Source organism: Streptococcus sp. CCH8-C6, assembly GCF_001557225.1.
Lineage (GTDB): Bacteria > Bacillota > Bacilli > Lactobacillales > Streptococcaceae > Streptococcus > Streptococcus sanguinis_C.
This window is the reverse complement of the sequence record NZ_LSJN01000085.1, coordinates 13132-33915: the sequence shown is the minus strand read 5'-3', so window position 1 is coordinate 33915 and position 20784 is coordinate 13132. Positions and strand designations below refer to the sequence as shown.

Here is a 20784-nt window from a genome sequence, read left to right as displayed (position 1 = left end):
CTATTTCATAAATTTTTTGACCAGATTGACCAGCAAGAACAAGCCGACGAAGATAATCGTAATGCTGGCACTAGCTGGCGTCTCTGCATAGTAAGAAATATAAAGTCCGGCAATCATACCAAAGAAACCAATGGCATTTGCCAGCAAAATGACCGATTTGAAATTTTTCCCAATCCGCAGGGCAATACTGGCCGGCAAGACCATAATGGTCGAAACTAGCAAGGCTCCCGCAGCTGGAATCATGAGGGCAATCGCAACACCCGTCACGATATTGAAGAGAATGGACATGGTCCGCACAGGCAGCCCATCGACAAAGGCCGTATCCTCATCAAAGGTCAAGATGTACATAGGGCGAATGAAGAGGAGGGTCAAGACAAGCACCACAGCAGCAATAACAAAGAGAGAAATCACCTGCTCCATACTGATAGTCACAATGGAGCCAAACAGATACTGATCCAGACTCATCGAGCTAGAACTCTTACCCTTACTCATAACAATCAAGGAAATAGCTAAGCCGGTTGACATAAGAATGGCTGTCCCGATTTCCATGAAATTCTTATAGATTGTTCGCAGGTACTCTAAGAAGACTGCTGCTATAATGACGACAAGCACCGTTGTGAGAGTGGGCGATAGTCCAAGAACCAAACCAAAAGCGACACCTGCCAGTGAAACATGACTGAGCGTGTCACTCATAAGGCTCTGACGACGTAAAATCAGAAAGGTCCCCAGAATCGGTGAGAAGAGGCTCATGGCAATAACTGCCAAGAAGGCTCGCTGCATAAAATCATAGGAAAATAGATTAAACATGGCTCACCTCCTGTCCATTGTCGCTTTCATGCACATTGAAACAACGCCAAGGTGAGTCCTGATTACGGACCAGATGAATATTGCGGTCAGCATATTTACGAACTTCTTCCGGATCGTGTGTAATCATCAAGACAGCCTTCCCATGCTTGTGAGCACTATGGTGCATGAGCTTGTAAAATTCATCCTTGCTGCCTGCATCCATCCCTGTTGTCGGCTCATCTAGGACAAAAATATCCGGATCCGAAGCAAACATCCGAGCAATCACAGCTCTCTGCTTTTGCCCACCAGAGAGAGAACCAATCCTCTTATCCCGATGTTCCCACATTCCAACTGACTCCAGACTTGCCTTGATATGCTCCTCATCATGCTCATTCAAACGACGAAACCAACCCTTGCGCGGATAACGTCCCGACTTGACAAACTCATACACCGTACTAGGAAAACCAGCATTAAAACTAGCAATCTGCTGAGGTAAATAAGCAATCCGCAGTTTCTTGCCTCGCACATTAGTCTTGGAAATCTTAACTTCCCCATGCTTAGGCTGTAAAATTCCCAAACTAGCCTTGATAAGTGTCGTCTTAGCAGCTCCATTTTCCCCCGTCAAGGTGACAAACTCACCGCTATCTAGAAAATAATGAATATGCTCTAGTACAGGCTCCTTGTCATAGTAAAAGGAAAGATTATCCACTGTGATATATCTCATTTACCAATCTCTCCCACTAAGGCTTCCAAGAACTTCGCAATCACCGCCTGTTCACTAGCAGAAAACTGCTCTGATAATTTTTGATACGTCTCCAAAGTATGTGCGTGATGATGCTGATGTTCCTTTGCAATCGGCTGCGCTAACTCAGTCAAACGGTAAAAGGTAACCCGTGCATCTCTCTTATCTTTAAAAGCTTGCAGCATCTCTTGCCGAGCCAAAGATTTCACAGCCTTGGTCACAGCAGCTTGACTCACATTCAGTTTTTTGGCTAAATCAGAATTTGTCAAAGATTCCTCAGACAAAAGCATTAAAATATGCTCCTGCGTATTGGTTAAAGGCGCATCACTCGTGCAAGAACCAATCAGAATCTCATGCTGATTTTCTGCTTTCAAAATAACTTCATTTAAAAATTGATCGATCTTCTGCGCTAAATGAGTCATTTCCTCCTCCTTCTCTTAACCAGTTAAAGCTTTACTGGTTAATTATACCACAAAAAAGAAAAGAGTCAAGAATTTTCAGTAAATCCACTTGACCCTTTCACATTACCAGAATTGAAATAAGTAAAACTTCCACCTCTCTACCCAAGATTACAAAAATACTCGCAGCAAGGCCACCAAGACTACACCAAATACAACAGTTGCAATTAAGTTCTTATACTTAAAAGCCACATAGCTAGTCGGAAAAATGGCCATTAAATCCAGCCATTTAAAACTCGGCAGCTGACCTATTTTAGCATTGGTGACACTGGACAGGATTAGGGCAAAGATAATGGAAACTGGCAGATATTTGAGGAAACGCTCTACCATGGGCGGAAGCCCCTTGTACTTGACTAGGATAAAGGGCAAAACCCGCGGAATCCAAGTGACCAGGGCTGACAAAAGAATGGCCAGCAAAATATACTTACCTATCATCCAAGATCACCCCCACCATACAGCCTAGCAAGGTTGCAAAAAGCACCGCCAACGAATTTTGAAGTAGCATAGTTAGGACTAAGTAGGCAAGGCCCACCACGCCCAAGACGAAAAAGAGCTTCTTTATCTTGACCCGTCGCAGCATGATTGTAAACTGAGAAGAGAAAATGCCAATAAACATGGCGACTAGGGCAAAGTCCAGGCCAAAGCTCTCAGGATTGGGCAGAAGGGCGCCGAGAGCAGTTCCTAAAATAGTACCCAAAATCCAAGAAGTATAACTCATGAAATTGTTACCCATCATCCAGCTAGCCGCAATCTCTTCTGTATGCACCTGCTCTCCCATCAAGACCCCATAAGATTCGTCCGTCAAAAAAGAGCCAATGACAATATTCTGCATCAAGCTAGCCTTACGAAAAAGGGTCGATGCATGCAGACAGAGCAGAAGATGCCGGATATTGATGAGAAAAACAGTCAGTGCGATGGCCAAAACCGGCGCCTGCTGGGCAAATAAACCAATCATGGCAAACTGGGCACTGCCAGCATAAACTAGAATACTCATCAGCCCCATCTCCAAGGGATTCATATAAGCCGCCGCCATGATGCCGCAGGCTAGGCCAATCCCAATATAGCCCAGAGCTGTTGGCACAGCTGCTTTTGCACCCTGTTTAAATGTCTGTCCGCGCATTCTTCTCCTTTACTCCATCGTTTCAAAAGCTAGACTTGGCTTAGCATTCAGATCCAAACTGGCAAAATTTTCCTTATTCCACTCACTGACACTAGCATAGGCAATCATACCAGCATTGTCACCGCAAAGGCGCAGAGGCGGAATGATCACCTTAACATCCTGAATCTCAGCTGCCAAGCGTTCTCTCAGGCATTGATTGGCCGCAACACCGCCCGCCACGACCAGAGTCTTGACTGGATATTTTTCCAGTGCTTTCTTAGTTTTGACCATGAGAATATCCATGACCGCCGCCTGAAAGCTTGCTGACAAGTCTTGATTAGACAAGACCTGTCCTTTTTGTTGGGCATTGTGGTGCAGGTTGATAAAGGCCGACTTGAGACCGGAAAAAGAAAATTCCAGATTGTCTTCCTTGATCATGGCCCGCGGAAAATTATAAATGTCCTGTCCCTCATGAGCCAGCTGATCAATCTCCCGGCCTGCTGGATAGGTCAGGCCCATGACTCGACCGACCTTATCATAGGCTTCACCGACCGCATCATCGCGAGTTTCCCCCACAATCTTATAGTCACCAGCCTGACTAACATAGACCAGCTCGGTATGGCCACCACTGACCAAGAGAGCCAGCAAGGGAAATTCCAAGGGCTCCACACTCTGGGCTGCCATCAGATGTCCAGCCATGTGATTGACCGGAATCAAGGGAATATCATGAGCCCAAGCAAAGGACTTGGCCGCTGCCAAGCCGACCAAAAGCGCCCCAACCAGACCAGGACCGTAGGTGACGGCCACCGCTGTGACTTGCTCCTCACTAATCCCTGCTTCTGCCAAGGCCTCCTCAATGCAAACCGTAATGACCTCCACATGGTGACGGCTGGCCACTTCCGGTACGACTCCGCCAAAACGCTTGTGACTCTCAATCTGGCTGGCAATGACATTACTCAAAAGCTCCGTCTCATTCTTCAGAACCGCCACACTGGTCTCATCACAGGAAGTCTCAAAAGCTAAAATATATCTATCTTTCATGGATCTCTCTTTTCATGACAATCGCATCTTCCACCGGCGCATGGTAGTAGGCCTTCCGCCGCGCGATTTCTTCAAATTTTTCTTTTTTGTAAAATAGCAGAGCTGGCTTGTTGAACTCCCTCACTTCGAGGAAAATTTCTTTGTCTGCTGGCAAAAAGTCAAACAAGGCTGTCGCGATTTTCTGTCCCTGATAGTTAGGCAATACAGCAATCTGCAGAACTTCTGCTTCAAAGTCTGTATCCTGCCAGACTAAAAAGCCGACAAGCTGACTCCCATCTTCTGCTAGCGCACATCTATTCACATTCGAGAGCAGGACCTCTTCCAATTGACCCACAGTCCAAGGGCTGACCGCATAGACTGCAAGTAAGAGCTGTTCCAGCTCTTCTGCTAGAACTGCCACGTCCACATCCGAGCTGTCGCTCCATTTTCTCAACTTAATCATAGGCGCTGAATGTAAGAATTACTGGATTCCTGGTGGGTCTTGAGCCAATTTTCCTCGGCTTCTACCCGCTTGAGGTAGTTAGGAATAAAATCATGAATGGACTGGGCTGGCAGGTCTAAACCGAGACGACCAATAGCTGCCGCATCTGGTAAGGTCGGCTGAATGGCAGGCTGAGGAAGAGCAGCTTCAATTTGCTCCGCAAAAGCTGTTGTTTCTCCGACAAAGGTGACTGGCTGGTTAGCAGCGCCAGCTATTTCCAAAACCTCTGCCAAAGGTAGATGATCTTCCGGCCGTACAGCCTGACCAGACTGGTAAAAGCCAGCGTAGACATTATTCCGGCGGGCATCCATGATAGGAATGACCAAGCCTTCCACCTGCTCTGGGACTAAAGCCAGCAAACTAGACACACCAACCAGCTCAATCTTAAGGGTATGAGCCAGAGTCTTGGCTGTCGCCACCGCCATTCGCAGACCTGTGTAGCTGCCCGGACCCTGAGCAACTACGATACGATCCAAATCCGTCGGCTTCATGTCCAGACTATTCATCAGAAAATCAATAGCCGGCATCAGGGTAATGCTGTGGTTTTTCTTTATATTTAAAGTCATCTGCGCCAGCAAGGTCTCGTCCTCTAAAATCGCGAGCGTCAGCGCCTTACTTGACGTATCAAAAGCTGCAATCTTCATGCTTATCCTCTATTTTTCCTCTTGCCGCCAAAGTGAGCGGCGTTTTAATTTGTCTTCGTAGAAACTATCTACCAAAAATTCCTCTAAAATCTGGCTAAAAGCCTCCAAATTAGGCACTTGCTGCGCCAAGTGTTTTCCAAAAATCGCTTCTTGCTCAGCAATCTTGGGCAGCAAATCCGCTCCAGCAGCAGTCAAGCTCAAGCGAGAACTGCGCTTGTCCTTGCTAGAAATTTCCTTCTTGACCAAGCCTTTTTTAATCAAAGCCTGCACCAAGCGACTAGGGCTTTTTTCCTCACAAATCAGGGATTCCCCCAAGCCCTTGAGAGACAGCGGAGCATGTTCGCCCAAAACGAGCAAGACCTCGCTTTGATTGGGCGTAATTCCCAAAGGCTCTAGCAACTTCCCATATTCTCTCGTCGCTAAGCTCTCTGCACTTCTAAACAAATAGCCAAATCGAATTCCTTCTGCTACCACGCTGCTCTCCTTTCAAAAATCACTTCTATACTATTTTACACTAGATTAGGTAAATTGTTGACAATTTTAGTTAAAAAATATAAAATCTTAAATAGATGATATATCATCTATTTGCAAAAGGAGGAAAAACGGATGACCCCAAACCCTACAAATCAAAAACCAGCTAGAACAATGACCCACGCTTTTGTGACTGGTGCGACCGGTCTTTTAGGAAATAATCTCGTGCGTGCTCTGCTAAAAGAAAACATTCAAGTGACCGCTCTCGTTCGCTCCGAGGAAAAAGCGCGCAAACAATTTGCCGACCTGCCTATTCAGATTGTCAAGGGGGATATTTTAGAGCCCGAAAGCTATCGTGACTATCTAGCAGGCTGCGACAGCCTCTTTCATACCGCTGCTTTTTTCCGCGATAATTATAAAGGCGGCAAGCACTGGCAGGAGCTCTACGACACTAATATTATAGGCACAAATAACCTCCTAGAAGCTGCTTACGAGGCTGGTATCCGCCAATTTGTCCATACTTCCTCCTGTGTCGTACTGGAAGGTGAGGCCAATCAGCTAATCGATGAAAGCATGTCTCGCTCAAAAGATACTCCTTTTGATTACTATCGCAGCAAGATTTTGAGTGAAGAGGCCGTTCGTGATTTCTTGGACAAGCATTCAGATGTTTTCGGTTGCTTTATCTTGCCGAGTGTAATGTTGGGTCCTAGAGACCTTGGTCCGACCTCCAGTGGGCAGCTGATTATCAATTTTGTAGAGCAAAAACTTCCAGGTATCTTAAAGGCTAGCTATAATATGGTGGATGCTAGAGATGTAGCAGATATTCATCTCCGCGCCATGAAATACGGACGCTCAAAGGAGCGCTATCTGGCAGTTGGACGGCAAGTGACCATGACAGAATTGTACCAAATACTGGAAAAAATCACTGGCGTTCCCGCCCCCAAGCGCAAGATCTCCCCTCTTTTCGTCAAAATCTATGCCCAAGCAAGTGAGCTCTACCACCGGCTCACCAAAAAACCAATTTTGGTTACCAATGAGCTCGCTCATCTCATGGCCGAAGAATATCTCAAAAGTAATTTTAGCTTTGCCAAAACCGAGAGCGAGCTAGGCGGACAGCATCGCCCTCTCGAAGAAAGCTTAGCTGACGTGGTAGATTGGTACCGCAAGCACGGCTATTTCGCCAAATAAGCAGCCCTCAAAATCAAGTGACCAAATGTTCATCGCTTGATTTTTCTTTTTGTTAAGCCGCTTTGGCTGAAAAACCGTCTCTGAAATTCACCGTCCCGACTTGCTTCCTAAGCTCATTCTATGGTATAATTACAATAATAATTAAACATCAGGTCAATTTCATTACTCTTACTTTTCCATAAGATACAAGGCTAAAACAGCATTTTAGCCTCTTCATTTGAGTAAGCCCTATCAGAAGTCACAGCAATCGCTCACTTTCCATTTATCATTTTTAATTTATCATGTGAAGAAATGCGCTAACGCCTGCCTTCTTTTATTTTTTAGACCTTATCACAGAAAGGAATCTTATGATTTACAAAGTTTTTTATCAGGAAACAAAAGAGCGCAGCCCGCGCCGTGAAAAGACACTTGCCCTTTATTTAGAGGTCGAAGCAGCTAATGAATTGGAAGGCCGCATTCAGGCTCGTAAGCTCATCGAAGAAAATACCCCTTACAATATTGAATTTATCGAGCTCTTGTCTGACAAACACCTCGAATACGAAAAAGAGTCAGGCACTTTTGAATTGACGGAGTTCTAACCCATGGCATATACCTTAAAACCCAAAGAAGTTGGCGTTTTTGCGATTGGTGGGTTAGGCGAAATCGGTAAAAACACCTACGGGATTGAATACCAAAATGAAATCATCATCGTGGATGCCGGTATCAAATTCCCAGAAGACGACCTGCTAGGAATTGACTATGTCATTCCTGACTACTCTTATATCGTGGAAAATATTGACCGCGTAAAAGCTGTCCTCATCACCCACGGGCACGAGGACCATATCGGCGGTATTCCTTTCCTGCTCAAGCAAGCCAATGTTCCTATCTATGCTGGTCCTCTGGCTCTGGCCCTCATTCGCGGCAAGCTAGAAGAGCATGGACTTTTGCGCGATGCCAAGCTCTATGAAATCAATCAAAACACAGAACTGCAGTTCAAGCATCTGAAAGCTACTTTCTTCCGGACAACCCACTCTATTCCAGAGCCTTTGGGAATTGTCATCCATACGCCGCAGGGTAAGATTGTCTGTACCGGTGACTTCAAGTTTGACTTTACACCAGTCGGTGAGCCAGCAGACTTGCACCGTATGGCTGCTCTGGGTGAGGAAGGCGTTCTCTGTCTCCTATCTGACTCGACCAATGCTGAAGTTCCGACTTTTACCAATTCCGAAAAAGTGGTTGGACAGTCTATCATGAAGATTATCGAAGGCATCCACGGACGGATTATTTTCGCCTCCTTTGCCTCAAACATCTTCCGGCTCCAGCAGGCAGCAGATGCTGCTGTTAAGACCGGACGTAAGATTGCGGTCTTTGGCCGATCCATGGAAAAGGCTATTGTCAATGGGATTGAGCTGGGCTATATCAAGGTTCCTAAAGATACCTTCATCGAGCCAAATGAACTCAAGGACTATCCAGCTGGCGAAGTGCTGATTATGTGTACCGGAAGTCAGGGTGAGCCGATGGCAGCCCTGTCTCGGATTGCCAATGGTACCCACCGTCAGGTTCAGCTGCAGCCAGGAGATACAGTCATCTTCTCATCTAGTCCTATCCCTGGTAATACGACCAGCGTTAACAAGCTGATTAACATCATTTCCGAGGCTGGTGTAGACGTTATTCACGGTAAAATTAACAACATCCACACCTCTGGACACGGTGGCCAACAAGAGCAGAAACTCATGCTTCGCTTGATTAAGCCTAAATATTTCATGCCAGTCCATGGTGAATACCGTATGCAGAAAGTCCATGCAGGCCTAGCCGTTGATACTGGAGTACCAAAAGACAATATCTTCATCATGAGCAATGGTGATGTGCTAGCTCTGACAGCTGACTCAGCTCGTATTGCTGGCAGCTTCAACGCTCAGGATATTTATGTTGATGGGAACCGCATTGGTGAAATCGGAGCTGCAGTCCTACGCGACCGTAAAGACCTGTCAGAGGACGGTGTGGTTCTGGCTGTCGCAACAGTTGACTTTGAGTCCAAGATGATCTTAGCTGGTCCAGACATTCTCAGCCGCGGTTTCATCTACATGCGCGAATCAGGCGATCTCATCCGCCAAAGCCAGCGTATCCTCTTCAATGCTATTCGCATTGCACTCAAGAATAAAGATGCCAGCGTTCAATCTGTCAGCGGCGCTATCGTCAACGCCTTGCGTCCTTTCCTCTACGAAAGCACTGAGCGCGAACCTATTATTATTCCGATGGTGCTTACACCAGACGAAGACAACTAAAAATAAGCTTTGCTAGATTTAGCAAAGCTTATTTTTCTGCTTTTTTATTTTTTGTTCGAGAGGCATGCTTGATAATCCAAGCGCAACTCGGACTCAATTTTTCCTCTTTCCAAGCTTGAATGATACACTCAAACTTTTCAGGATCTTCTTTATATAAATCATTCAGATTATTAGCGACACTTTTTTGGATTGATTTATCCACATCATCCTTTAGATTCCTTAAAATAGCGGTAAATTCATCAAAATAATCTAAGACCACAGTCTGCTTCTTAGCCCAAGGCAGACGAATCCGCATACACTCGCTGGCTAACCTGCGGACGCGCATATTCTCGTCTTTACTCCACTCTACCAGTAAATCCATCGTAGCTTTAGGATAATTAACCAGCAAGGGCCGCATAGAAAATTCTCCAGTAAATCGCTTGGTTAATTCCTTACTGAAAGCAGCACTCAGCTCGAATTCCTGACCACCGTAAAGTTCTACGTATTTGCCAATCGGCCACAACCAGTACCCCTCTGAGAACATCCCCAGGCCGCCCTCTAACTCCGGACCAAGTATCTGCTCAAAAACCTTCAGAGAATCAGCATAAGAAAGCGGCAAGCATTCTTTGATACTCTTTGCTAGCAGCTCCTGACGCTGAGTAAATTCCAAAGCCTCTAAGTCGCTTTCAACTAGAGACATAAAATGCTGAGCATCAAATTTATCTGTGACTTCTTGCAAGCGACGGCTCAAGTCCTCCGCATAAACCAAATCATAATAATCTTTAACCTTTTTCGCCATGATTTTTAAATCCCCTTAACAGACTTCTCACTGCTTCTCTGACTTCTGCTTCTCCCTCTTTCTCAGCTAGAAAAAGAGACAACTCATTCAAGGCGCCTGAAATCATATGAGCTGCCATATCCAAATCAATAGAGATAAGTCTTCCTTCTTTAGATAAAATGTCTAATTGTTCTCTCAAATGAAAGAAAGAATTAGCCTCATCCTGACGACGCCACTCTTTCCACTCAACGACATTGGGACCATCAAGCAAGAGAATGCGTTTATTTTCCGTCAAGGTCGCAAAACGAACAAAAGCCACACAGCCTTCCACCAACTGCCCCCAAGAATCCTGTGCTTCCAGGGCGTTTTTTTCTACATAAGATCCCAGTTCGGATTGAATTTGTGCCAGTACGGCGGTAAATAAAGTCTTCTTATTCCCGAAATGATGATAAAGTGCGCCTCTTGTCATTCCCAACTCATCTACAATTTCTTCCAAGGAAGTTTCTGAAAAACCCTTTAAAGAAAAATGTTTCCGGGCGATAGCTAATATTTTCTTGCTTGTCTCTAAGGAAGCCTGCTGTTTTTTATTCATCTTCACTCTCCAAATAATTTGCCGCAAACTCAGCGCTAGGTGGAATTACTTGAATTACATCAACCAAAACAGAACCCGGCGCTTTCACAATGAAATGGCGCTGACCAAAATCTTCACTCTTAATGGGAAGAAGGAACTCCATTTCTTCTTGCCGATGCAATTTTTCATAAAGACAATCTACATTGTCAACTTCGATATTGATGATTAGGCCACTCGCCTTAGACTGGTAGGCTTGTGGCACTGTCCCATGCTTGCTATCAATAAAAGCAAGCTCAAAATCACTCTCGATATTCTTTAAACTAATATACCAATCTGAATGGAAGGTTTCCTGAAATTGGAAATATTCAATGAAAAATTGTGCCGCTTGATGGACATCTTCGCTCATTAAAACGGGGTATAAACTGGTAATCATTTGTTCTCCTTTTCTTAAATTTTATTTTAACATACATACCGAATGTATGCAAATAAATATTAAAAAACAGAAGCCAAATTGGCTTCCATTTATTGAAAATAGCTCAGTTTAATCGTTTGATAAAATGATATTTGGTAATGCCCTTTTGCGGAACATCTGCTAGACTGGCGTAGATTTCATAGCCTTGCTTGATGTAAAAATCCTTGGCCTGATAAGATTTAGTGGACAAGGTAATGCTAGTTACTCCAACTTCTGCAGCCTTTTCTTCTAATTCTGCCAGCAGACTGGCTCTCAAACCTTTTTTCTGATGTTCTTTATCCACCACCAAAGCCTTGATATGAATGCTTTCCAACACCTGTTGGGCATGGAGCAAGGCAATCAACCGGCCATCTTCCTCCCGCCTTAGATAATAATCTTGAGGTTCAAGTTTTTCAAGCATATCTGGACCAAAACAGGCTTCATATTGCTCATCGAAAACCCGCTTAATAAAATCATGAAATTTTTCCATCTTTCTCCTCCTCCACGAAAAAGCAGGGGATATGCCAATCCTCCTGCTCTAAGTTTAGTATAAATCTAGATAATTATCCACTTCCCATTGGGAGACAAAGGTTGCATAGCTAGCCCACTCGATGCGCTTGGCTTCTAAGAAGCTTGTATAGATATGCTCGCCAAGAGCCGCTTTAACGACTTCGTCTTCTGTCAAGGCCTTCAAGGCATTGTGAAGAGTGGATGGCAGGTCTGTAATTCCTGCTTCCTTACGCTCCTCTGGAGTCATGATATAGATGTTTTCTTCGATTGGTGCTGGAGCTTCGATTTTATTCTCAACACCATGCAGGCCAACTTCCAAGAGAACAGCCATAGCAATGTATGGATTGGCCATTGGGTCAACGGAGCGCAGTTCCAAGCGAGTACCCATACCACGAGAAGCCGGCACGCGAACCAACGGTGAACGATTGCGTCCTGCCCAAGCGATATATACTGGCGCTTCATAGCCAGGAACCAGACGTTTGTATGAGTTAACCGTTGGATTCATGATAGCTGTGTAGTTATAGGCATGGTTAATCAAACCACCCAAGAAATGGTAGGCTGTTTCTGACAGCTGCATACCTTTTGGATCTTCTGGATCGAAGAAGGCATTATTTCCGTCCTGATCAAAGAGAGACATATTACAGTGCATACCAGATCCTGCAATGCCAAACTTAGGCTTAGCCATAAAGGTTGCATACAGACCGTGCTTACGAGCAATAGTTTTCACAACCAGCTTAAAAATCTGAATCTTATCACAAGCCCGAAGCACTTCGTCATACTTAAAGTCAATCTCGTGCTGGCCGACTGCGACCTCATGGTGGCTAGCTTCTACTTCAAAGCCCATCTTAGTCAGGACATTGACGATTTCCCGACGAGTATTATCTGCCAAGTCAGTCGGCGCCAAGTCAAAATAGCCACCCTTGTCATTTACTTCCAGCGTCGGATCGCCATTTTCATCCAGCTTAAAGAGGAAGAACTCTGGCTCTGGCCCGAGATTAAAGGACTTGAATCCTAGCTCTTCCATATGCTTGAGGGCGCGCTTGAGGTTGCTGCGAGGATCCCCTAGGAACGGTACATGATCAGTCGTGTAAACATCGCAAATCAGACCCGCTACACTGCCGTTTTCATCCCCCCAAGGAAAGACTGTCCAAGTATTCAGATCAGGATAGAGATACATATCTGATTCATTGATACGGACAAAACCTTCGATGGAAGAACCATCAAACATGGCTTTATTGGATAAGACCTTGTCAAGCTGTTCATCCGTGGCAGGAATTTCCACATTCTTCATAGTCCCTAAAATATCAGAGAACATAAGACGAATAAAGGTAACATTTTTCTCTTTTACTTCGCGACGGATATCAGCTGCTGTAATAGACATTAAATTTCTCCTTGTAATTCAAACAAAATAGCTATGGTCGACGCATCTGACCAAAGGTTGGCAGAGAAGAAGCAAAACGGCCTTGCTGCAAGATGTCATGATGCAGGGCACGGCGGACATCTTTTTCACTAATGGTCTTTCGGGACTTGGCTTCACGCTCAGCATATTTCCTCTTAATTGCAGCGATATTATAACCTTCCGAAATATAATCTTTAATTTCTAAAAGACGATCCATATCATTCAAAGAATACATCCGACGATTGCCCTCATTCCGAGCAGGGGTAATCAGATTCTGGTCTTCATAATAACGGATCTGACGGGCAGATAGGTCCGTCAGTTTCATAACACTGCCGATGGGAAAGACTGCCATGTTTCGGCGAAACTCTTTTTCCTTCATTCAAATTCCTCTCTACGCACTATTATAGGACGAAATAAATCTTATGTCAAGAAATAATGTCAGATTTTCTTACACAGATTTTATTTTTTCTTTTCAAAGATGGTTCGCAGCCGATCTATATCAGAATTTACCAGAATCGCAACAAAGACTCCCATAAAGGTTTCAAAGATTCTGGCAAAGACATACAAGATGGTATCTTCCGGCCGAATGGACAGGGTAATAATCAGCATGGCAGATACTCCGCCAATGACTCCCGCCTTGTTGTTCATAGCGACATTGGTCATGATTGTCAGCATAGTACAGACCGGTACCAAAAGGAGGGTGACCCAATACTGCTCCTTAAAGACACTATTGGCAATGAAAAAGAGCAGAGCGTAAAAACCACCGATGCTGTTTCCCAAGATTCGCGATGTCCCGAAGTGGACACTCTGATCAAAATCCTCACGAAGACTGAAGACCGCCGTTAAAGCACCAATTTGCAGGCCTTTCCAACCAAAAAGCCCAAAGAGCAATAGGATGATGAAAACAGCTAGACCGGTTTTAAAGGTACGCATGCCCAGACGAAATTTCGATTTATCAAACTTGTACTTATTGAAATAACTCATTAGTCTCCTTCCAGGAAATCCTCCCTCTCTTCATTTTAACATATTTCGCCTCAAAAAAACTCTTTCTGCTTAGGAGATTTCCCACATAAAGAACAAGCCCTATCAGCTACCGCATCAAGAGCTATCGACTATTTAAAAGCTGAGACATTATCTGTCCCAGCCACATTTTTATTATCTTTAGTTTGGATAAATGTAAGTAACTCCACCCATAAATTCATTTGGGTTAAAGTAGCCACGATAATTGTTAATTTGCTTTTGGCGATTGTAGTTCGCTTCTAGAACTTGAATTGAGCTGTCGCTTTGCACATCTGTCACATAAGCAACATGTCCGTATTCGCCACCATCCCAAACTGCAATAGCGCCTGCTACTGGGACATTTCCTGTTGCATAACCCTGAGCACCAGCATTGATTGCCCAAGTATTAGCATTGCCCCACCAGTTGCTTGCCCAAGGCGCCATTTCTTTCACACCCCATGTACATTGGCCGATTGGGTAAGAATTGCCATAATCAGTTGGCGTATTTAAGACAACATCTTCAGTATCAGATACCAAAGCAGCATCGCTTGTCGCTTCATAAGCTGGAGCACTGTAAGGATTGTAAGTCTGAGCCAAAGCTGTACCATTTACTTGCAGCACGTCTCCTGGGTTAATCGTATCAAAAATTGATTTTCCATTATTGGCAGCAAGTTCGTAAGGATTCATCCCATTGGCACTAGCAATGGCAAAAAAAGAGTCCCCCGGCTGGACAACGTAAGAATCTGCATGAACAGCTTGAGCACCGATTGTCGCCAAAAAAGCTGTAGAAGTTAAACCAAGAGTTGCTTTAGCAAATGCTTTTTTCATAAATGTGTTTCTCCGTATAATTTGATGATAAAAAAATCATACCTCATTTACATGTCAGTTTTTTTAGAGTTATATTTTTGTCATGTTACAAATGATTTATAGTTATGCTACATTAGATTTAGCAATATTTTTAAACATAAAAAGGCTAGGGATTCCCTAGCCTCATCTATTATCAGTCTTCTTTACCTTTCAATTTTCCTAGACCTAAAGCACCAATAATGGCTGCTAAACCTAGATATGGCAGATAGACTGTATCTTCTGATCCCGTTTCTGGCAAAATAGAGATAGGAGCTCTCTTAGCCACCTGAATAGGAGTTCTTGGATCTTTCACTTCAGGGACAAGAGGTTCTTTTGGTTTAGGTGTAACTGTTTTGACAGTATTTGAAGCATATAAAACATTATTAACAGTATTGATGTAGGTATTTTCAAAGGTACCCACAGCAATCCTTTTCATTTGAAGATACGTTTCAGCCTGAAAAGCTGAATCTAGAGAAATAGTCTCTAAGAATTCTTCCTTGAAACGAATAGAAATCAAGCCCTTTTCAAGATTAACATTCGCAGCTGTATACTCAGTCAAATCTGCACCAGCCTTTATTATCTGACCATCTTTGAGCGCGATGTCTACTTTAGCAAAGGTTTTGTAAGCACCCGTGTACTCATCTCCTCTTTGATCATAATCATCCACAAAGCTATAGTCTGTTAAAGTCTCTGAATGATTAGCTGGGATTAAGCCGCCGATAAGACGGTAATTAAAGGTTTGCCCTAAGCTTATCTCCTTGCCATCCAAATTCTCTGAACTTGTTGGATCAAGACTCAATGTAATATCTTTTTCAGGACTAATTTTTGGAACATTATTTACAACTATTTCTGTAGCATAACCATTCCCAAAATCAATTTGATAAGCTCGATTTTCGAATTTACCACCTGTCTTACCAAATTCAGACTTAACAGTCATCGGATCTGTAATGACTAGTGATGTTCCAGTTGCTACATATTGCTTGTAAAATTCTTCTGGATTATCAGCAGAGAAGAGTTGGAAAGCACCCTTAACAGTAATGTTAGCTTTCTTCAACAAGTCTTGAACTTTCTTAGGAGCAGCTTCTAGACTGTCATATTGTTGAACGCTGACACCTGATACTTGATTTCCTTTTTCATCTGCAACCTTAACCAAATCAGGGCGAACATCTAAAGCTTCCTCTGGATAATCATCTACGTAATAGAAGCCGTTTTGGATTGCTTCCTTAGAAGATTTATCGCCCTTATATTGATCCAAATCCCATGTTAATTCGTAGTAGTTGGTTGAACCAGCTAAAACTTCTTTTCCGTCAATATTAAGACCTTCTTTATTCTTATTTACTTTCGTTGGCTTAATATAGTTGTTATTTGGATTATCAGGATCATTTGGTTTACCAGGAGTCGTTACACGAACAACATTTGACTTAATGCCATAAGCATCATTGACTGTCAAAGTGAAGTTATTAGTATAAGTTGCTCCATCATTCAATACTCGACCAACAACCGTTGGATGAAGAGTCTCAACAGGTTTAGTTAAGTCAGCATTGTAGCTTGCCAATGTCTCATCAGTCGCCTTAAAGGTTACAGTGTGGCTCGCTTCATCATAAGTTGTATCAAAACCTGTACTTGCAGCCTTAGTTGCATCCAAGTCAAACTTATAGCCAGTTGGTAGTGGATCTACCAATACAAATGAAGTAGTTTTTGGACGTCCAGCTGTCAAGGCTTCAGTTTTCAATTCAAACTTAACAATTGACTGTTTAGCAACCAACGTCCGGTCAATATCTACACCATCCTCATTCTTGATTTCTTTATTAATCTGAGGCTGAGCTAATAAACTGCTATAGTGGAAATGAACTGTCGGTACAACTGGTGGGATCGGCAACTGCTTAGGAGTTGGCGCTAGCGGTGGAGTTGGCAATGGATCATATGTTGGCTCTTCCGGTTTTGATGGCTCCGGTTGATCTGGAGTCTTAACTGGCGGAGTTGGCTCATTTTCATATGTTGGTACTACTGGTGCTGGCTCCAATGGTTTTTCCACTTCATAAGTAGGAGCTTGTGGTTCAGTTGGTGCTACCGGTGGAGTTGGTTTTTCCTTAGTAATTTTTGGAACGTTGACCGCACGAATTTTACCATTGAGTGAGTACCAAATGTTTGGTTTTTTACCTTCGGTATTATCTCTTCCAGGTACTTGAGGCATTTCCGCTACAGGCATCACATTAGTAGCAGACGTTGCACCAACCGTAACGTAATTGTTAGGGCCTGACATGCTAATAGCCCCTGCACCATACCAAGAGTTTGGTGCATCAGAGGTATCCCAACCAGAACCTGGCTGACCATTTGGATACATTGTCCAACGTGCCCCACCCTGTCCTTGTTTAAAGTTCAAGGTTTCAGTAGCATAAATCATGCCATTCTTTTCACCAATGGATGAACCTGAGATTTTGATAAACTTACCACTATAATCCTTGGCCATCTCAATAGAGTTATGCTCACGGTTAAGTGAGGCTACAGAAAGAAGGGCATTGTCAAAATTAATTGGCTGATCATTTTCATCATAGAAGGTGAATTCATTTTTAATGAAAAGCGAAGTATCTTTTTCTACTTGACCCGTATAGGCTGAAGCAAAGACTCCTAGAGTAGGGTCGGTAAAGATTCCCAACCAAACTTTTCCACTAGGATTTTTAAATTGCGAAGAAGGATCTACAGTATATTTGTAAACAATCTTCGAAATCTTTTTACCGTTGTAGTAGGAATTTTGAAGGTTGGTATAAGTCGCTGTTACGCTTTGACCACGTTCTAGAAGAACAGATCCCCATTTAACTTCAGTTTTATTCCCTACATTGGTGGTCCAGTCAGATTTGTTGTTAATGTTCCCATACAATTCTACTGAAGAAGTAGTAGCACCGTTTTCCAAATCCTTGACATTCAGGTTATCTAACTGAAGATTCTTTTTACCATACTGGACTGTGTCTTTCTTAAAGGCTTCATCAACAGCTGCAGCTGTAAGAAGTTTTCCTTCTGTTTTGAGGTCAAGTTGAGCATTCGGTTCTAAATCATAAACCAAGCTCTGAGCAGATGGCTTAGACAAGTAACCATCTTGATCTTTATTCTTTTCAAGTTCTACAAGTGCTGCCTTAATTTTGGCCTGCTCATCTTCATAAGCCTTCAACTTAGTCGGATACTCAGCCAACTCTTTCTTATATTTGGCAAGATCTGCTTCATATTTAGCTAATTTTGCTTCATAGTCAGTTTTAGCTGCGGCATTCCGTTGCTTGATTTCTTCGTTTTCAGCTTGGAGCGCTGCATTTTTTACATTATTGTCTTCAACGGCCTTCTCATAAGCTGCTTTAGCATCAGCATTTGCCTTTTGAACGCGAGCTAGTTCTGTCTGGTATTCGGCTAGCTTAGCTTGGTAGTCAGCTTCACTGTCTTCGTTGGCTTTCTTTACTGCTGCCAAATCTGCTTCATATTGCTTCAATGCTGCTTCATAAGTCGCTTTAGCTGCGGCATTCCGTTGCTTAATAGCTTCATTTTCAGCTTGAATGGCTGTATTTTTAGCTGTGTTTTCTTCAACTGCCTTTTCATAGGCTGCTTTAGCATCAGCATTTGCCTTTTGAACACGAGCCAGCTCTGCTTGGTAAGCTGCTAATTTTGCTTGGTAATCAGCATCATTGTCTTCCTTAGCTTTTTTAATAGCCGCAAGATCTGCTTCATACTGCTTCATGGCAGCGTCATAGTTGGCTTTGGCTGTTGCATTGCGTTGCTTAATAGCTTCATTTTCAGCTTGGAGTGCAGCATTTTTAGCAGTATTTTCCTTTACTGCTTTTTCATAAGCTTCTTTAGCTTCAGCATTCGCTTTTTGAACACGAGCCAATTCTGCTTGGTAAGCTGAAAGCTTATTTTGATAATCAAGCTGACTGTCTTCATTAGCTTTTTGAACAGCGGCTAAATCTTTTTGATATTGAGCTAGCTTCGCTTCATATTCTGCCTTTGCTGTCGCATTAGCACTGTTGATTTTTTCAACTTCAGCTTGATGAGCTTTCAAATCTTCTTGATACTTATCTTCAGCAGCTTTGTTTTCAGCATTGATTTTATCTGTTTCAGCCTGATGAGCCTCTACTTCTTTTTTATAAGCTTCCGTTGTTTTCTTTATTTCTTCAGCTTGTTTAGCGTAGTCACTCTTGATTTCAGCTTGCTTTTGTGCATTTTCTTCAGCAGTTGTAACTGTCCCTTTATCGCTTGTTTGATCTTGTACAACATTGACACCTGCTGCTTTGGCATCCGTCACTGCTTTATTTAAATCATCAGCAGATACTTCTACTGGCAGAGCACCATCTTTAGAACCAGCCTGTGCTTGACTTTGGCTTGCTGCTTCAGTCGCTTCTCCCTGTGCTTCAGGCAGATTAGTAGCTGGATTTCCAGTTGTAGTGACTGCTACATTTGCTGTACTATTTGTTTCTGTAACTTCATCAGCCAAAGCTTGCTGATCTGCAACAGCAATCAAAGCTGCCCCTAAGACAGCTCCACATAAAGTCTTAGCGACTTTACTTTTACGAAAACCAAAAACTTCTTTTCTTTTGTTCATTTAATCCCTTTCCTTTAGCATAATTAGTTTTATACATCAGTTTATAATAGCAGTTTTACAGACTGTATGCAACTATTTTACCTACTTTTTTTCTAAAGAACAGATGAAAGCATTTTATACACAAAATTAGGTCAGAATATTAGATAAAAAGATGGCTAAAAGCCATCTTAATATGATATCTTATTTCTCTGTAAGTGCTGCAAGACCTGGTAAAACCTTACCTTCAAGGAGTTCCATTGAAGCACCACCACCAGTAGAGATCCATGAGAACTTGTCTGCACGGCCAAGGTTGATGGCTGCAGCCGCTGAGTCACCACCACCGATGATTGATTTAACACCTGGTTGTTTTACGATAGCGTCCATGACTCCGATTGTACCAGCCTGGAAGTCAGGGTTTTCAAATACACCCATAGGTCCGTTCCAGACAACTGTTTTCGCACCAGTTAAGGCTTCGTCAAATTTAGCGATAGATTTAGGACCGATGTCCAAACCAAGGAAGCCTGGATCTACTGCTTCACCTTCAGTGTCTTTTACTTCAGTGTAGTCAGCAAATGCGTTTGCTTCTTTTGAGTCAACTGGCAAGATCAATTTGCCGTTTGCTTTTTCAAGAAGGGCTTTGGCAACATCCAATTTGTCTTCTTCTACAAGTGAGTTACCGATTTCGATACCTTGAGCTTTGTAGAATGTGTAAGTCATCCCACCACCGATAAGAACTTTATCAGCTTTTTCAAGCAAGTTTTCGATAACACCGATCTTGTCTGAAACTTTTGAACCACCAAGGATAGCTACGAATGGACGTTCTGGAGCTTCAACAGCTTCTTGGATGTAGGCAATTTCGTTTTCAAGAAGGAATCCAGCAACTGCTTTTTCAACGTTTGCTGAGATACCAACGTTAGATGCGTGTGCACGGTGAGCTGTACCGAATGCATCGTTTACGAAGATGCCATCTCCAAGTGATGCCCAGTATTTACCAAGTTCAGGATCGTTTTTAGATTCTTTCTTGCCATCAACATCTTCAAAACGAGTGTTTTCAACCAAGAGAACTTGTCCATCTTCAAGAGCATTGATTGTTGCTTCCAATTCAGCACCACGAGTTACACCTGGGAAAACAACGTCCTGACCCAATTTTGCAGCCAAGTCAGCAGCTACAGGAGCAAGTGATTTACCTTCTTTGTCTGCTTCTTCTTTTACACGTCCAAGGTGAGAGAAGAGGATTGCACGTCCACCTTGTTCAAGGATGTACTTGATAGTTGGAAGAGCTGCAGTGATACGGTTGTCATTTGTGATCACGCCATCTTTTACAGGAACGTTAAAGTCAACACGAACGAGAACTTTTTTCCCTTTCAAGTCAACGTCTTTAACAGTAAGTTTTGCCATGTTACAAAAACTCCTTTTCATATTTTATACGCAACTATTATATCATATTTTCCAAAAGTTTTCTTGATATAAAGAAAATTTTCACAAAAAGGAAGAATACTGCACTTATTTCAGATGA

The 20784-nt window shown here is 43.1% G+C and carries 22 protein-coding genes; 3 read left to right on the top strand and 19 right to left on the bottom strand.

All coding sequences use genetic code 11. The annotated features are described in order from the left end of the window. The 9 genes from AX677_RS08805 to AX677_RS08765 form a co-directional block, all read right to left on the bottom strand. On the bottom strand, nucleotides 1-807 hold the full coding sequence (locus AX677_RS08805; RefSeq protein ID WP_060976864.1) for a metal ABC transporter permease: 807 nt from the start codon (nucleotides 805-807) through the stop codon (nucleotides 1-3). Next, nucleotides 800-1510, bottom strand: coding sequence for a metal ABC transporter ATP-binding protein (locus AX677_RS08800; protein ID WP_060976863.1), 711 nt, complete (start codon nucleotides 1508-1510; stop codon nucleotides 800-802). The genes AX677_RS08805 and AX677_RS08800 overlap by 8 nt, the downstream gene beginning before the upstream one ends. After that, complete coding sequence (locus tag AX677_RS08795) at nucleotides 1507-1950, bottom strand: zinc-dependent MarR family transcriptional regulator (RefSeq protein WP_060976862.1); 444 nt, start codon at nucleotides 1948-1950, stop codon at nucleotides 1507-1509. The genes AX677_RS08800 and AX677_RS08795 overlap by 4 nt, the downstream gene beginning before the upstream one ends. A gap of 147 nt (nucleotides 1951-2097) precedes the next feature. Further along, nucleotides 2098-2421 (bottom strand): AzlD domain-containing protein, encoded by a 324-nt coding sequence (locus AX677_RS08790; RefSeq protein ID WP_060976861.1) that lies wholly within the window; start codon nucleotides 2419-2421, stop codon nucleotides 2098-2100. Continuing rightward, nucleotides 2411-3106: an AzlC family ABC transporter permease gene (locus tag AX677_RS08785; RefSeq protein ID WP_060976860.1), complete on the bottom strand. Its 696-nt coding sequence runs from the start codon at nucleotides 3104-3106 to the stop codon at nucleotides 2411-2413. Before AX677_RS08785 ends, AX677_RS08790 begins: the two co-directional genes overlap by 11 nt. Before the next feature lie 9 nt (nucleotides 3107-3115). After that, a complete protein-coding gene (tsaD, locus tag AX677_RS08780) occupies nucleotides 3116-4126 on the bottom strand; it encodes a tRNA (adenosine(37)-N6)-threonylcarbamoyltransferase complex transferase subunit TsaD (protein ID WP_060976859.1) in 1011 nt (336 codons plus the stop codon). After that, complete coding sequence (rimI, locus tag AX677_RS08775; RefSeq protein WP_060976858.1) at nucleotides 4116-4568, bottom strand: ribosomal protein S18-alanine N-acetyltransferase; 453 nt, start codon at nucleotides 4566-4568, stop codon at nucleotides 4116-4118. The genes tsaD and rimI overlap by 11 nt, the downstream gene beginning before the upstream one ends. Next, entirely contained in the window at nucleotides 4565-5251 is a 687-nt protein-coding gene (gene tsaB, locus AX677_RS08770; RefSeq protein WP_060976857.1) for a tRNA (adenosine(37)-N6)-threonylcarbamoyltransferase complex dimerization subunit type 1 TsaB, read from the bottom strand. Before tsaB ends, rimI begins: the two co-directional genes overlap by 4 nt. 9 nt (nucleotides 5252-5260) lie before the next feature. Further along, nucleotides 5261-5725, bottom strand: a complete 465-nt coding sequence (locus AX677_RS08765; RefSeq protein WP_000225125.1) for a MarR family winged helix-turn-helix transcriptional regulator — start codon at nucleotides 5723-5725, stop codon at nucleotides 5261-5263. 132 nt (nucleotides 5726-5857) lie between these two features. Between AX677_RS08765 and AX677_RS08760 the strand changes: the two genes are divergently transcribed. From AX677_RS08760 to AX677_RS08750, 3 genes are all read left to right on the top strand, one after another. Continuing rightward, entirely contained in the window at nucleotides 5858-6910 is a 1053-nt protein-coding gene (locus tag AX677_RS08760) for an SDR family oxidoreductase (RefSeq protein WP_002903702.1), read from the top strand. Nucleotides 6911-7257: 347 nt separating this feature from the next. Beyond that, nucleotides 7258-7488, top strand: coding sequence for a DNA-dependent RNA polymerase subunit epsilon (locus tag AX677_RS08755; RefSeq protein ID WP_060976856.1), 231 nt, complete (start codon nucleotides 7258-7260; stop codon nucleotides 7486-7488). A 3-nt stretch (nucleotides 7489-7491) separates the two neighbouring features. Beyond that, a complete protein-coding gene (locus AX677_RS08750) occupies nucleotides 7492-9174 on the top strand; it encodes a ribonuclease J1 (protein WP_060976855.1) in 1683 nt (560 codons plus the stop codon). Between the two features lie 28 nt (nucleotides 9175-9202). Here AX677_RS08750 and AX677_RS08745 read toward each other — a convergent pair whose 3' ends face one another. The 10 genes from AX677_RS08745 to pgk form a co-directional block, all read right to left on the bottom strand. Then, entirely contained in the window at nucleotides 9203-9952 is a 750-nt protein-coding gene (locus tag AX677_RS08745; protein WP_060976854.1) for a DNA alkylation repair protein, read from the bottom strand. Then, nucleotides 9936-10523, bottom strand: a complete 588-nt coding sequence (locus AX677_RS08740; RefSeq protein WP_060976853.1) for a TetR/AcrR family transcriptional regulator — start codon at nucleotides 10521-10523, stop codon at nucleotides 9936-9938. Before AX677_RS08740 ends, AX677_RS08745 begins: the two co-directional genes overlap by 17 nt. Beyond that, on the bottom strand, nucleotides 10516-10935 hold the full coding sequence (locus AX677_RS08735; protein WP_060976852.1) for a VOC family protein: 420 nt from the start codon (nucleotides 10933-10935) through the stop codon (nucleotides 10516-10518). The genes AX677_RS08740 and AX677_RS08735 overlap by 8 nt, the downstream gene beginning before the upstream one ends. Before the next feature lie 103 nt (nucleotides 10936-11038). Further along, the gene (locus AX677_RS08730; protein ID WP_060976851.1) at nucleotides 11039-11443 is read right to left on the bottom strand and encodes a GNAT family N-acetyltransferase; all 405 of its coding nucleotides are present in this window, start codon (nucleotides 11441-11443) and stop codon (nucleotides 11039-11041) included. A gap of 54 nt (nucleotides 11444-11497) precedes the next feature. Next, nucleotides 11498-12844, bottom strand: a complete 1347-nt coding sequence (gene glnA / locus AX677_RS08725) for a type I glutamate--ammonia ligase (RefSeq protein ID WP_060976850.1) — start codon at nucleotides 12842-12844, stop codon at nucleotides 11498-11500. Nucleotides 12845-12875: 31 nt separating this feature from the next. After that, nucleotides 12876-13241, bottom strand: a complete 366-nt coding sequence (locus tag AX677_RS08720) for a MerR family transcriptional regulator (RefSeq protein ID WP_002901569.1) — start codon at nucleotides 13239-13241, stop codon at nucleotides 12876-12878. Nucleotides 13242-13321: 80 nt separating this feature from the next. Continuing rightward, a complete protein-coding gene (locus AX677_RS08715; RefSeq protein WP_004193811.1) occupies nucleotides 13322-13846 on the bottom strand; it encodes an aromatic acid exporter family protein in 525 nt (174 codons plus the stop codon). A 177-nt stretch (nucleotides 13847-14023) separates the two neighbouring features. Continuing rightward, the gene (locus tag AX677_RS08710) at nucleotides 14024-14689 is read right to left on the bottom strand and encodes a CHAP domain-containing protein (RefSeq protein ID WP_060976849.1); all 666 of its coding nucleotides are present in this window, start codon (nucleotides 14687-14689) and stop codon (nucleotides 14024-14026) included. Nucleotides 14690-14861: 172 nt separating this feature from the next. Then, a complete protein-coding gene (locus tag AX677_RS08705; RefSeq protein ID WP_060976848.1) occupies nucleotides 14862-19289 on the bottom strand; it encodes an antigen I/II family LPXTG-anchored adhesin in 4428 nt (1475 codons plus the stop codon). A gap of 180 nt (nucleotides 19290-19469) precedes the next feature. After that, the gene (gene pgk, locus AX677_RS08700; protein WP_060976847.1) at nucleotides 19470-20666 is read right to left on the bottom strand and encodes a phosphoglycerate kinase; all 1197 of its coding nucleotides are present in this window, start codon (nucleotides 20664-20666) and stop codon (nucleotides 19470-19472) included. Nucleotides 20667-20784: the final 118 nt, after the last annotated feature.

Bases quoted from the DNA above. Each gene is read 5' to 3' on its own strand.
- AX677_RS08805 (WP_060976864.1), bottom strand. From the start codon at position 807: ATGTTTAATCTATTTTCCTATGATTTTATGCAGCGAGCCTTCTTGGCA.
- AX677_RS08800 (WP_060976863.1), bottom strand. From the start codon at position 1,510: ATGAGATATATCACAGTGGATAATCTTTCCTTTTACTATGACAAGGAG.
- AX677_RS08795 (WP_060976862.1), bottom strand. From the start codon at position 1,950: ATGACTCATTTAGCGCAGAAGATCGATCAATTTTTAAATGAAGTTATT.
- AX677_RS08790 (WP_060976861.1), bottom strand. From the start codon at position 2,421: ATGATAGGTAAGTATATTTTGCTGGCCATTCTTTTGTCAGCCCTGGTC.
- AX677_RS08785 (WP_060976860.1), bottom strand. From the start codon at position 3,106: ATGCGCGGACAGACATTTAAACAGGGTGCAAAAGCAGCTGTGCCAACA.
- tsaD (WP_060976859.1), bottom strand. From the start codon at position 4,126: ATGAAAGATAGATATATTTTAGCTTTTGAGACTTCCTGTGATGAGACC.
- rimI (WP_060976858.1), bottom strand. From the start codon at position 4,568: ATGATTAAGTTGAGAAAATGGAGCGACAGCTCGGATGTGGACGTGGCA.
- tsaB (WP_060976857.1), bottom strand. From the start codon at position 5,251: ATGAAGATTGCAGCTTTTGATACGTCAAGTAAGGCGCTGACGCTCGCG.
- AX677_RS08760 (WP_002903702.1), top strand. From the start codon at position 5,858: ATGACCCCAAACCCTACAAATCAAAAACCAGCTAGAACAATGACCCAC.
- AX677_RS08755 (WP_060976856.1), top strand. From the start codon at position 7,258: ATGATTTACAAAGTTTTTTATCAGGAAACAAAAGAGCGCAGCCCGCGC.
- AX677_RS08750 (WP_060976855.1), top strand. From the start codon at position 7,492: ATGGCATATACCTTAAAACCCAAAGAAGTTGGCGTTTTTGCGATTGGT.
- AX677_RS08745 (WP_060976854.1), bottom strand. From the start codon at position 9,952: ATGGCGAAAAAGGTTAAAGATTATTATGATTTGGTTTATGCGGAGGAC.
- AX677_RS08740 (WP_060976853.1), bottom strand. From the start codon at position 10,523: ATGAATAAAAAACAGCAGGCTTCCTTAGAGACAAGCAAGAAAATATTA.
- AX677_RS08735 (WP_060976852.1), bottom strand. From the start codon at position 10,935: ATGATTACCAGTTTATACCCCGTTTTAATGAGCGAAGATGTCCATCAA.
- AX677_RS08730 (WP_060976851.1), bottom strand. From the start codon at position 11,443: ATGGAAAAATTTCATGATTTTATTAAGCGGGTTTTCGATGAGCAATAT.
- glnA (WP_060976850.1), bottom strand. From the start codon at position 12,844: ATGTCTATTACAGCAGCTGATATCCGTCGCGAAGTAAAAGAGAAAAAT.
- AX677_RS08720 (WP_002901569.1), bottom strand. From the start codon at position 13,241: ATGAAGGAAAAAGAGTTTCGCCGAAACATGGCAGTCTTTCCCATCGGC.
- AX677_RS08715 (WP_004193811.1), bottom strand. From the start codon at position 13,846: ATGAGTTATTTCAATAAGTACAAGTTTGATAAATCGAAATTTCGTCTG.
- AX677_RS08710 (WP_060976849.1), bottom strand. From the start codon at position 14,689: ATGAAAAAAGCATTTGCTAAAGCAACTCTTGGTTTAACTTCTACAGCT.
- AX677_RS08705 (WP_060976848.1), bottom strand. From the start codon at position 19,289: ATGAACAAAAGAAAAGAAGTTTTTGGTTTTCGTAAAAGTAAAGTCGCT.
- pgk (WP_060976847.1), bottom strand. From the start codon at position 20,666: ATGGCAAAACTTACTGTTAAAGACGTTGACTTGAAAGGGAAAAAAGTT.